Source organism: Streptomyces antimicrobicus, from assembly GCF_020532625.1.
Taxonomy (GTDB): domain Bacteria; phylum Actinomycetota; class Actinomycetes; order Streptomycetales; family Streptomycetaceae; genus Streptomyces; species Streptomyces antimicrobicus.
In genome coordinates this window covers 1-10,775 of record NZ_JAJAUY010000180.1, presented here as the reverse complement: position 1 = coordinate 10,775, position 10,775 = coordinate 1, and the positions used below count along the sequence as shown (strand labels likewise).

The 10,775-nt window shown below is 74.3% G+C and carries 11 protein-coding genes; 4 read left to right on the top strand and 7 right to left on the bottom strand.

The window, feature by feature from the left end:
- Window positions 1–638: helix-turn-helix domain-containing protein (locus LG632_RS27770; protein WP_374203608.1), on the bottom strand; the 638-nt coding region annotated here is incomplete at its 3' end.
- Between the two features lie 206 nt (window positions 639–844).
- On the opposite strand from LG632_RS27770, the gene LG632_RS27765 reads away from it, so the two are divergent.
- Window positions 845–1,453, top strand: a complete 609-nt coding sequence (locus LG632_RS27765) for a hypothetical protein (protein WP_226730322.1) — start codon at window positions 845–847, stop codon at window positions 1,451–1,453.
- 96 nt (window positions 1,454–1,549) lie between these two features.
- The gene (locus LG632_RS27760; protein WP_226730320.1) at window positions 1,550–1,810 is read left to right on the top strand and encodes a DUF6343 family protein; all 261 of its coding nucleotides are present in this window, start codon (window positions 1,550–1,552) and stop codon (window positions 1,808–1,810) included.
- 15 nt (window positions 1,811–1,825) lie between these two features.
- Here LG632_RS27760 and LG632_RS27755 read toward each other — a convergent pair whose 3' ends face one another.
- The 4 genes from LG632_RS27755 to rpsA form a co-directional block, all read right to left on the bottom strand.
- On the bottom strand, window positions 1,826–2,224 hold the full coding sequence (locus LG632_RS27755; protein WP_226730317.1) for a tetratricopeptide repeat protein: 399 nt from the start codon (window positions 2,222–2,224) through the stop codon (window positions 1,826–1,828).
- A 190-nt stretch (window positions 2,225–2,414) separates the two neighbouring features.
- On the bottom strand, window positions 2,415–3,023 hold the full coding sequence (gene coaE / locus LG632_RS27750; RefSeq protein ID WP_226730315.1) for a dephospho-CoA kinase: 609 nt from the start codon (window positions 3,021–3,023) through the stop codon (window positions 2,415–2,417).
- 93 nt (window positions 3,024–3,116) lie between these two features.
- Window positions 3,117–4,055 carry a PAC2 family protein gene (locus LG632_RS27745; RefSeq protein WP_226730313.1) on the bottom strand — a complete coding sequence of 313 codons (939 nt, stop codon included), beginning with the start codon at window positions 4,053–4,055 and terminating at the stop codon, window positions 3,117–3,119.
- 168 nt (window positions 4,056–4,223) lie between these two features.
- Window positions 4,224–5,723, bottom strand: coding sequence for a 30S ribosomal protein S1 (gene rpsA, locus LG632_RS27740; protein ID WP_226730311.1), 1,500 nt, complete (start codon window positions 5,721–5,723; stop codon window positions 4,224–4,226).
- A gap of 355 nt (window positions 5,724–6,078) precedes the next feature.
- On the opposite strand from rpsA, the gene LG632_RS27735 reads away from it, so the two are divergent.
- On the top strand, window positions 6,079–6,927 hold the full coding sequence (locus LG632_RS27735) for a class I SAM-dependent methyltransferase (RefSeq protein ID WP_226730309.1): 849 nt from the start codon (window positions 6,079–6,081) through the stop codon (window positions 6,925–6,927).
- Between the two features lie 8 nt (window positions 6,928–6,935).
- Window positions 6,936–9,449 (top strand): ATP-dependent helicase HrpB, encoded by a 2,514-nt coding sequence (gene hrpB, locus LG632_RS27730; protein ID WP_226730307.1) that lies wholly within the window; start codon window positions 6,936–6,938, stop codon window positions 9,447–9,449.
- A 56-nt stretch (window positions 9,450–9,505) separates the two neighbouring features.
- Here hrpB and pgfA read toward each other — a convergent pair whose 3' ends face one another.
- A complete protein-coding gene (gene pgfA / locus LG632_RS27725) occupies window positions 9,506–10,477 on the bottom strand; it encodes a cell envelope lipid trafficking protein PgfA (RefSeq protein ID WP_226730306.1) in 972 nt (323 codons plus the stop codon).
- A 12-nt stretch (window positions 10,478–10,489) separates the two neighbouring features.
- Window positions 10,490–10,630, bottom strand: coding sequence for an SPW_0924 family protein (locus LG632_RS27720; protein ID WP_226730304.1), 141 nt, complete (start codon window positions 10,628–10,630; stop codon window positions 10,490–10,492).
- Between the last annotated feature and the right edge of the window lie 145 nt (window positions 10,631–10,775).

Here is a 10,775-nt window from a genome sequence, read left to right as displayed (position 1 = left end):
TGGGCAACGCCGTCGGGAACTGGAACCCCGAGATCCTGACGCTGACCTTCGACGACGGCCGCTACCCCGACCCCCCTCACGGGGTCGCCCACGGTCCCGGCCCCGCGCCCGGTGCCCGCCGTGTCCGCGCCCCCGCCCCCGCCGGTAGTGGCCACCGTGGAGGCGGCCCCCTCCCCGACGGCGGCAGCCGCCACGCCCCCGGCCCCGCCCCCGCCCGGGCCGGCGGCCCGTACCTCGGGCTCGGCCTCGGCCTCGGGCACGCCAGCGGCCCGTTCCTCGACGCCGCCGACACCGGTGACAGCGACCGCAGAGGCGGACCCCTCCCCGGTGTCGGCGGTGGCGGCCGGGCCCCGAGGCCCCGGTGCCCGTTCCGTCGCACGGCGTCGGGCGTCCGCCAGGAGCCAGGCCCGGTGGAGTTCCACCGCCTCGTCGGGGCGGGCGCCGCACGCCCGGGCGAAGCGGTCCACCGTCGCGAACTCCGTCGGGACCGCCTCGCCGCTGCAGTACCGGTGCACGCTCGACGTGCTCAGGTGCAGCGTGCGGGCCAGCTGCCCGTAGCTCAGTGCCGAGCGGTCCTTCAGGGCCCGCATCAGCCCCGCGAACCGCTCCGTCTCCGCCGGCTTCCCCGCCTCGTCCACGGCGTTCCCCCGTCCCGTGACCCCGTTCCAGCCCGGGGACGTTTCCCCAGGTGGCAGCCCCTACGACCGTTCCAGTGTCCCGAATCGGCCGGTTTTCGGCGTCCGACACCCCCGAGTCGGGGAAAGCTCATCCCGTCCAACCGTTCAACCGTCCGACCGTCCACCCGTCCGTCGTTCGCCACCACTCGCAAACGGGGAGTACCACCGTGTTCCGACGTTCCCGCACCGGCCCCGTCGCCGTCCTCGCGGCGGCCGCCGCCCTCACGCTCACCCTCGCCACCCCCGCCACCGCCGCCCCGGCACCGGGCTTCCTCCAGGCCCGCGACCTGCCGCCGCACCCGTCCTCCGCCTGGTTCGCCGGCCCGGTGGCCAAGGGCCTGCCGGAGGTGCCCGTGTTCTGCCTGGAGGGCGCGCTGCCCGCGAAGGACAGCTGGCACCGGCAGTTCGGCACCGAGCTGGACACCGGTGCCGTGCAGGTGTCCGTCCGCGCGGAGTCCCCGGGCGCGGCCGCGCAGCTCGCCGCCGCCCTGGAGCGCAAGGTCGCCGGCTGCGCCGCCGACTGGCTGCGCGGCCACCCCGAGGGGACCGCGTCCTGGCGGGACTACGGCGCGCTCGCCGTCGAGGAGGGCGCGCACGTCTACGGCGTCCACACCTCGCTGCCCGAGTCCGAGCCGGGCGTCGGCCTGTACGGCATCGGCCGGGACGGCGCGACCGTCACGGTGGTGCGGTGGAGCCGGATGGGCGACCTGTCCGACGTGCCCGTGCCCGCCTTCAAGCGGACGACCACGACCGCCGTCCACAAGCTCAACCCCTGAACCGCCAGGTCCCCGCCCCGGAGGCCTCGCCCTGGAGACCCTCGCCGGAGACCCTCGCCCCCGCCCGCGTGGGACCATGGAACCGAGGCGATGCGCATGCGATCCGGGAACGAGCCGGTGACCGCCCGCAGCCCCTTGCGGCTGCGGGTGTGGCTCGGCGTGTGGGGGCTGCTCTGGGCCGTCGGCGGGACGGTGGCGTTCGCGCTGGCCGGCCGCCCCGGGTGGGCGGCGGCCTGCGGGGTGCTGACGCTGCTCGTGGCTGCGGACGTGGTGATGGTCGTGCGCCACATCCGCCAGGGCCCGCACTGGCAGCCCGGCCCGGACGTGCCGCCGTACGAGCCGCCTGACCACCGCTAGGTCCGGGCCCGGGCGTCAGTTCTCGAAGCGGGCCGCTCGCAGGTACTCCGGCTGCGGGTCGAGCGCGGCGGCCAGCCGGAAGTGCTTGCGGGCCTGCTCGGGCCGGCCGGACCGCTCGTGGGTGCGGCCCAGGGCGAAGTGGGCGAAGGCGTTGTCCGGTTCCCGCTCCAGCACCAGCTCGAACTCCAGCTCGGCAGGTCGCAGTTGCGCCGCGGCGAAGAAGGCGCGGGCCCGCAGCAGCCGGGCCGCGGTGTTCTCGGGGTGCGCGGCTATCACCGAGTCCAGCAGCTTGACCGCGCCGCGCGGATCCCGGGCGGCCAGCAGCTGCTCGGCGGCGCGGTAGTCGATGACGTGCGTCTCCGGGCTGGCGGCGGCCGACGGACCGGGCGGGGGCGGCGGCGTGGTTTCGGACACGATGGCAATCCTTCCCTCTACCGAGCCCTTCAACGCCCGGCTACCCGGCCCTGTTCCGTGAACACGTCAGCCACCGCCGCAACCGCACCTCGGCCGGGCACCCCAGCCGGACGGGCAGGCCACCGGACGGGCACACCAGCCAGCCGGGCAGGCCACCACCCAGGCAGGCCCGTCAGGCCCGTCAGCGCCGTCAGCCCCGTCCCGCCGCCGCCCGCGCCGTGAGCTCGTCCCACACCTTGCGGACCTGCGGTTCCAGGGCCTCCAGCGGCCCGTCGTTGTCGATGACCAGCGTGGCCACCGCCAGTCGCTGTTCCCGCGTGGCCTGGGCCGCCATCCGGGCCCGGGCCTCGGCCTCGGCCATGCCGCGCAGCGCCGTCAGCCGGGCCAGCTGGGTCTCGGGCGAGGCGTCCACCACCACCACGAGGTCGTACAGCGGCGCCAGCCCGTTCTCGGTCAGCAGCGGTACGTCGTGCACGACGATCGCGTCGGGTCCGGCGGCCTGCTCCAGCTCGGCGGACCGGGCCCCGACCAGCGGGTGCACGATCGCGTTGAGGGCGCTCAGCCGCTCGGGGTCGGCGAAGACGATGGCGCCGAGCTTCGGCCGGTCGAGGGTGCCCTCGGGGGTGAGGACGTCCGGCCCGAAGGCCGCCACGACGGCCGCGAGCCCGGGCGTGCCCGGCTCCACGACCTCCCGTGCGATCCGGTCGGCGTCCACGACGACCGCCCCGTACCCCGCCAGCAGCCGCGAGACCTCGCTCTTGCCGGCACCGATTCCGCCCGTCAGGCCCACTTTCAGCATGGCCGCAGCATAGGCCCCGCCGTACGCCCGTACGAGCGAACCCCCGGACCCGCCCCACCGACAGCCCCACCCGACGCGACAGCCCCGCCCCCGCTACGCCTCGCCCTCGCGCTCCGCCAGGAACCGCTCGAACTCGCGGCCGATCTCGTCCGCCGAGGGGATCTCCGCCGGCTCGGCGATCATGTTGCCCCGGGTCTCGGCCCCGGCCACCGCGTCGTACTGGTGCTCCAGGCCCTGGACCAGGCTGACCAGCTCGTCGTCGCCCTCGCGGATCTGCCGGTCGATCTCGGTCTGGGTGCGGTACGCCTCGGTGCGCAGCGCGTGCGCGACGCCGGGCAGCACCAGGCCGGTGGCGGCGGTGATCGCCTCCAGCGCGGTCAGGGCCGCGTCCGGGTACGGGGAACGGGCGACGTAGTGCGGCACGTGGGCCGCGACGCCCAGCACGTCGTGCCCGGCCTGGCCGAGGCGGAACTCGATCAGCGACTCGGCGCTGCCGGGCACCTGGGCCTCGTCGAAGGGGCTGCGGTGGCCGGGCATGAGGTCGGTGCGGTTGCCGTGCGGGGTGATGCCCACGGGGCGCGTGTGGGGGACGCCCATGGGGATGCCGTGGAAGTTCACCGAGAGGCGGACGCCGAGCCGCTCGACGATCTGCCGGACGGCGAGGGCGAAGCGCTCCCACTCCACGTCCGGCTCGGGCCCGGACAGCAGCAGGAACGGCGCGCCGGTGGCGTCCTGGACGATGCGGACCTCCAGGGCGGGGGCCTCGAAGTCGGTCCAGCGGTCGCGGCGGAAGGTCAGCAGCGGGCGGCGCGCCCGGTAGTCGACCAGCCGGTCGGCGTCGAAGCGGGCCACGACCTGGTGGGGCAGCGTGTCGAGGAGCCGCGCGACGATCTGCTCGCCGGTGTCGCCCGCGTCGATGTAGCCCTCGAAGTGGTACAGCATGACCAGACCGGCGGACTCCTGGGCCAGGGCCATGTCCACCACGGCCAGCCCCTTGGCGTCCCACTCGTACAAATCCTGGGGATCCAGCACCGTTACCACTCCTCCTCGCCGCGTTCACAGCCAAGAACGCCCAAGACGCGGCGCTCATTCCCCAGTTGGCCCGTTCGACGGGAAAGAAACGCGGTAAGGCCCGCCCCCCGGAGGGGACGGGCCTTACCGTTTCAGCTTCCGGTCAGCGACCGTGCGGCTGCGCTGCGATCAGCTCTGGCCGCCGGCCAGCTTCTCGCGGAGCGCGGCCAGGGCCTCGTCGGAGGCCAGGGCGCCGGAGTTGTCGTCCGACTCCGAGGAGTACGAACCACCGGAGACACCCGCGGCAGCGGCGGCCGGGGCGGCCTCGCCCGCAGCAGCGGCGGCCTCGTCGGCCTCGCGGCTCTTGATGACCTGAGCCTGGTGCTGCTCGAAGCGGGCCTGCGCCTCGGCGTACTGGGTCTCCCACGCCTCGCGCTGCTTCTCGTAGCCGGGCAGCCAGTCGTTGGTCTCCGGGTCGAAGCCCTCGGGGTAGATGTAGTTGCCCTGGTCGTCGTAGGACGCGGCCATGCCGTACAGGGTCGGGTCGAACTCGACCGACGCCGGGTCGGCACCGAAGGACTCGTTGGCCTGCTTGAGGGACAGCGAGATCCGGCGACGCTCGAGGTCGATGTCGATGACCTTGACGAAGATCTCGTCGTTGACCTGGACGACCTGCTCCGGGATCTCCACGTGGCGCTCGGCCAGCTCGGAGATGTGGACCAGACCCTCGATGCCCTCGTCCACGCGGACGAACGCACCGAACGGAACCAGCTTGGTGACCTTACCCGGGACGACCTGGCCGATCTGGTGGGTCCGGGCGAACTGCTGCCACGGGTCCTCCTGGGTCGCCTTCAGCGACAGGGAGACGCGCTCGCGGTCCATGTCGACGTCGAGGACCTCGACGGTGACCTCCTGGCCGACCTCGACGACCTCGGACGGGTGGTCGATGTGCTTCCAGGACAGCTCGGAGACGTGGACCAGACCGTCGACGCCACCCAGGTCCACGAAGGCACCGAAGTTGACGATCGAGGAGACGACGCCGGAGCGGACCTGACCCTTCTGCAGGGTGGTGAGGAACGTCTGGCGGACCTCGGACTGGGTCTGCTCCAGCCAGGCACGGCGGGACAGGACCACGTTGTTGCGGTTCTTGTCCAGCTCGATGATCTTCGCCTCGAGCTCCTTGCCCACGTAGGGCTGGAGGTCGCGGACGCGGCGCATCTCGACCAGGGAGGCCGGGAGGAAGCCGCGGAGGCCGATGTCGAGGATGAGACCACCCTTGACGACCTCGATGACGGTACCGGTGACGATGCCGTCCTCTTCCTTGATCTTCTCGATGGTGCCCCAGGCACGCTCGTACTGGGCGCGCTTCTTCGAGAGGATCAGGCGGCCTTCCTTGTCCTCCTTCTGGAGAACCAGGGCCTCGATCTCGTCGCCGACCTTGACGACCTCGTTCGGGTCGACGTCGTGCTTGATCGAGAGCTCGCGGCTCGGGATGACACCTTCGGTCTTGTAACCGATGTCGAGCAGGACCTCGTCCCGGTCGACCTTCACGATGACGCCGTCGACGATGTCGCCGTCGTTGAAGTACTTGATCGTCTCGTCGATCGCGGCGAGGAAGGCTTCCTCGTTACCGATGTCGTTGACCGCAACCTGCGGAGTGGTGGCGGTGGTCTCGGTGCTGCTCGTCATGTGGGAAAGGGCTCCGGTACGGACATTGAAGTCGTAGGTACTGCTACGCCGGGAGCCCTTATCGCCTCTGCATACGCCGGACAGCCAAGGAGGCCGGAGCACCGTCGGGACGGCGAAGGCCTCGAAAACCGAGGGGAATGCTACAGATGCGAGCGCAGCCTGCTAGGTCTGAGGAGCACAGGCTCGCAGCGCAACTTGTAGCATACGGGGGCAGCCGGACACGGTCAATGCGCGAAGGCGCCCACCGCGGGCGGATCACCGCATAACCGGCACAACTTCTGGGCGAGGGACCGGCTGACGCCTCGTACCACTTTTTCCTCGTACCACTTTTTCGAAGACTACGACGACGGGCCCGATGAACCAAGAGGACTACGCCCTCGAAGACGCGTACGACGACGCGTCCGGCACCGACGACGACGCCGAGGCCACCCGGCGTGACGCGGGGGAAGCGGAGAGCAGCCGCGCCAGCCGCGGCTGGTGGGACCGCAACGCCGACGAGTACCAGAGCGAGCACGGCGGCTTCCTCGGCGACGACCGCTTCGTCTGGGGCCCGGAGGGCCTGGACGAGGCCGACGCCGCCCTGCTGGGCCCGGCGGACGGCCTCGCCGGGCTCGACGTCCTGGAGATCGGCGCCGGCGCCGCCCAGTGCGCCCGCTGGCTGGCCGCCCAGGGGGCCCGCCCGGTCGCGCTCGACCTCTCCCACCGCCAGCTCCAGCACGCCCTGCGGATCGGCGGCGGGATCCCGCTGGTGGAGGCGGACGCCGGGGCGCTGCCGTTCCGCGACGGCTCCTTCGACCTGGTGTGCTCGGCCTACGGGGCGGTGCCCTTCGTGGCCGACCCGGTGAAGGTCTTCCGCGAGGTCCACCGGGTGCTGCGGCCCGGCGGCCGCTGGGTCTTCTCCGTCACCCACCCGATCCGCTGGGCGTTCCCCGACGAGCCGGGCCCCGAGGGGCTGTCCGTCTCCGCCTCCTACTTCGACCGGACGCCGTACGTCGAGCAGGACGAGCAGGGCCGCGCGGTGTACGTCGAGCACCACCGCACGCTCGGCGACCGGGTGCGCGAGCTGGTCGCGGCCGGCTTCCGGCTGGTGGACCTGGTGGAGCCGGAGTGGCCGGCGTGGAACACCCAGGAGTGGGGCGGCTGGTCCCCGCTGCGCGGGAACCTGATCCCGGGGACGGCGATCTTCGTGTCCGAGCGGGCGTGAGCCAGGACATGGCCCCACGCGTCGAGGCGCTGGACGCCCTGCCGGTCCGCACGGCGCTGCCGGCCCTGACCGCGGCCCTGGCGGACCACGGCACGGCGGTGCTGTGCGCGCCGCCCGGCACCGGCAAGACCACGCTGGTGCCGCTGGCGCTGGCGGGCCTGACCGGCGGCGGGCCGCGGCGGCGCGTCCTGGTCGCCGAGCCCCGGCGGATCGCGGCGCGCGCGGCGGCCCGGCGGATGGCGTGGCTGCTGGGCGAGAAGGTGGGCGGCTCGGTCGGGTACACCGTGCGCGGCGAGCGGGTGGTGGGCCCGCGGTGCGCGGTGGAGGTGGTCACCACCGGTGTGCTGCTCCAGCGGCTCCAGCGCGACCAGGAGCTGGCGGACGTGGACGTGGTGGTCGTCGACGAGTGCCACGAGCGGCATCTGGACGCCGACACGGTCGCGGCGTTCCTGCTCGACGTACGCCGGACGCTGCGGCCGGAGCTGTCGCTGGTGGCCGCCTCGGCCACGACGGACGCGGAGGGCTGGTCGCGGCTGCTCGACGACGCCCCGGTGGTGGCGGCCGAAGGGGTCAGCCACCCGGTGGAGGTCGTCTGGGCCCCGCCGGCGCGGCCGGTGCGGCCGCCGCACGGGATGCGGGTGGACCCGGCGCTGCTCACGCATGTCGCCTCGGTGGTGCGGCGGGCCCTGGCCGAGCGGACCGGTGACGTGCTCGTCTTCCTCCCCGGGGTCGGGGAGATCGCCCGGGTCGCCGGGCAGCTCGGCGCGGTCGACGCGGAGGTCCTGCAGTTGCACGGCCGGGCCGCGGCGGCGGTGCAGGACGCGGCCCTGGCGGGCGGCCCGGGCCGGCGGGTGATCCTGGCCACGGCGGTCGCGGAGTCCTCGCTGACGGTGCCCGGCGTCCGGGTGGTGGTGGACGCCGGTCTGGCCCGCGAGCCGCGTGTGGACCACGCCCGGGGGCTGGGCGCGCTGACGACCGTACGGGCCTCCCGCGCGGCGGCGCGGCAGCGGGCCGGACGCGCGGGCCGGGAGGCGCCGGGCGCGGTCTACCGCTGCTGGCCGCAGGCCGAGCACGGGCGGCTGCCGGCGTTCCCCTCGCCCGAGATCCGGGTCGCGGACCTGGCGCAGTTCGCCCTGCAGGCGGCCTGCTGGGGCGACCCGGACGCGAGCGGGCTGTCCCTGCTGGACCCGCCCCCGGCCGGGGCGATGGCCGCCGCCCGGGAGGTCCTGGCGGCCGTCGGCGCGGTGGAGCCCGCGTCGGGGCGGGTGACCGCCCGGGGTGTGCGGATGTCCCGCCTCGGCCTGCACCCGCGGCTGGCCCGCGCCCTGCTGGACGGCCCGGCGGGCGCGGCCGAGGTCGTGGCGCTGCTGAGCGAGGAGCCGCCGCGGGAGTACGGGGACGACCTGGTCGCGGCGTGGCGCTCGGCGCGCCGGGGCGGCGACGCGTACGCCGCACGCTGGCGGGCGGAGTCCCAGCGGCTGCGCCGCGCGGCGGCCGCAACGGGCGGCGAGCTCGTGGCGGGGGAAAGGGGGTCGGCTGCGGCCGACGACGCCACGGCCGGGCTCGTCGTCGCGCTGGCGTTCCCGGAGCGGGTGGCCAGGGCCAGGGGGGAGGGCTCGTTCCTCATGGCCTCGGGGACCGGGGCGGAGCTTGCCGAAGGGTCCGGGCTGCGGCGGGCCGACTGGCTGGCCGTGGCCGTCGCCGACCGGCCCTCGCACGCGGCCTCGGCCCGGATCCGCCTGGCCGCCGTCGTCGACGAGGAGACCGCCCGGGCCGCGGCCGGGCACCTGCTGACCGCCGGGGAGGAGGTGCGCTGGGAGGACGGTGACGTGGTCGCGCGCCGCGCGGAGCGCCTCGGTCCGATCGAGCTGTCCGTACGTCCGCTGCGCGAGCCCGATCCGGCCCTGGTGCGCGCCGCCCTGCTGGAGGGCCTGCGCCGCGAGGGGCTGGGGCTGCTGCGCTGGACCCCGGACGCGGTGGCGCTGCGGGCCCGCCTCGGTTTCCTGCACCGGGTGATCGGCGGCGCCTGGCCCGCCGTGGACGACGACGAGGCGCTGCTGCGGCGGGCCGGTGACTGGCTGGAGCCGGAGCTGTCGCGGGCCCGGCGCCGCGCCGACCTCGCGCGGATCGACGCCGGGCAGGCCCTGAACCGGCTGCTGCCCTGGGCCACCGGCGAGGCGGCCCGGCTGGAGGAGCTGGCGCCGGAGCGGATCGAGGTGCCGAGCGGTTCGCGGATCCGGGTGGACTACTCGGGTGAGCAGCCGGTGCTGGCGGTCAAGCTGCAGGAGCTGTTCGGGCTGGCCCGGACGCCCGAGGTGGCGGGGGTGCCGCTGCTGGTGCACCTGCTCTCGCCCGCCGGCCGGCCGGCCGCGGTCACCGCCGACCTGGCGTCGTTCTGGCGCGACGGCTACCGCGCGGTGCGGGCCGAACTGCGCGGCCGCTACCCGAAGCACCCCTGGCCGCAGGACCCGGCCACAGCCGAGCCGACCCGCCACACCAACGCCCGCCTGGGACGCGGCTGACCCGCGGGGCCCGGGCCCCTCTTCGGGGCCGCCCCGCCCGACGGCCGGGGGCCCGCTCAGGGCTTGGCGGTCGGCGGGTGGCGGCGGCTGCGGGACTCCAGCCACAGGGACAGGGCCAGCAGGAGCGCGCCGGTGGCGGTCAGGCCGATCGGGGCGTAGGTGTGCAGGGTGAGGACCTTGGCCCGGTTGGCGGAGACCAGCTTCACGGTGTGCTCGACGTAGTCCTCGCGCATCTTCACGTGCCCGGCGAAGGCGGTGAGCTTGCCGCCCTCGCCGCCGGCGGCGATCCCGCCGCGCATCTCCTGTTCCATGATCTGCTCGCCGTTGACCGGCGCCCCGGTGACCGGGTCGACCCAGAACATCCGCTTGGCCGTGTACCAGAGCGTGGTGCCGGTGGCGGCCTCGACGGTGGCCGGGTCGATGCCCTCGATCGGCATCTTCTTCGGCATGGGGACCTTGGTCCACGGCACGGTCTGCTCGAAGTAGTAGACGTCCATGCCGCGGAACGTGCGGGGCCCGACGTAGTGGATCGGCGCGGAGGTACGGGTCTGGGCGTCGAAGTAGAGGTAGTCGCGGGGCTCGGTGAAGAAGGGGAACTTGAACTCGATGCCCTCGCGCCGGACCTGGTCCCCGTCGACCATCTCGCCGGTGGCGTGCACCGGCTCCTGGGTGTGGGCGTCGAAGATGTACCGCTCGGGGATCTGGGAGACCATCTTGCCGTCCGGGCCGGCGACGTAGGACAGCGCGTCCCAGACGACCACGTCCTTGCCGGCGTCGGCCTCGATCTCGCGGGAGGCCTCCACGTTGCCCTTGAGGGTCTGGACGATGGTGACCTTGTCGACCTTCTTGGGCCGCATGCCGCCGAAGTAGTCGAGCAGGGTGGCGTCCTTGGCCTCCAGGACGACCTCCTGGTACTGGCTCGGCGGGATCTTGGCCAGGCGCGGGTACGCGTACCAGCGCAGCAGCGGTGCCAGCGCGGTGCAGAACACCGCGAGGGCCAGCAGGACGAGGCTCGCTCTGCGTCGCACGGGCAGGCCTCCTTATTGTCCGGGCGCGGCGGGCGCGGTGGTGAGCAGCGGCCTGGGCGAGGTGGTGCCTTCCGGCGCGCCGGCCGCCGTGACGGCGAGGACGAGCAGGAGGGCAGCGGCCAGCCCGATGACGGCGGCGGCGAGTGCGCGCATGCCGGCCTCCCGGAACTGATGGAGTGTCAGGGCGGAGGCACGGTAGCAACGCGGGCCCGAGATGAGAACCGCCGGACCGCTCGGCCTCGGCCCGCGGGCGGGCCCGCGGCCGGAGCGGGGCGCAGCGGGGGCAGGGCCGGAGGCG

What these genes read in the sequence shown, in the direction of transcription:
- LG632_RS27760 (WP_226730320.1), top strand. Translation starts at nt 1,550, where the DNA reads ATGCGATCCGGGAACGAGCCGGTGACCGCCCGCAGCCCCTTGCGGCTG.
- coaE (WP_226730315.1), bottom strand. Translation starts at nt 3,023, where the DNA reads ATGCTGAAAGTGGGCCTGACGGGCGGAATCGGTGCCGGCAAGAGCGAG.
- rpsA (WP_226730311.1), bottom strand. Translation starts at nt 5,723, where the DNA reads ATGACGAGCAGCACCGAGACCACCGCCACCACTCCGCAGGTTGCGGTC.
- LG632_RS27735 (WP_226730309.1), top strand. Translation starts at nt 6,079, where the DNA reads ATGAACCAAGAGGACTACGCCCTCGAAGACGCGTACGACGACGCGTCC.
- hrpB (WP_226730307.1), top strand. Translation starts at nt 6,936, where the DNA reads ATGGCCCCACGCGTCGAGGCGCTGGACGCCCTGCCGGTCCGCACGGCG.
- LG632_RS27720 (WP_226730304.1), bottom strand. Translation starts at nt 10,630, where the DNA reads ATGCGCGCACTCGCCGCCGCCGTCATCGGGCTGGCCGCTGCCCTCCTG.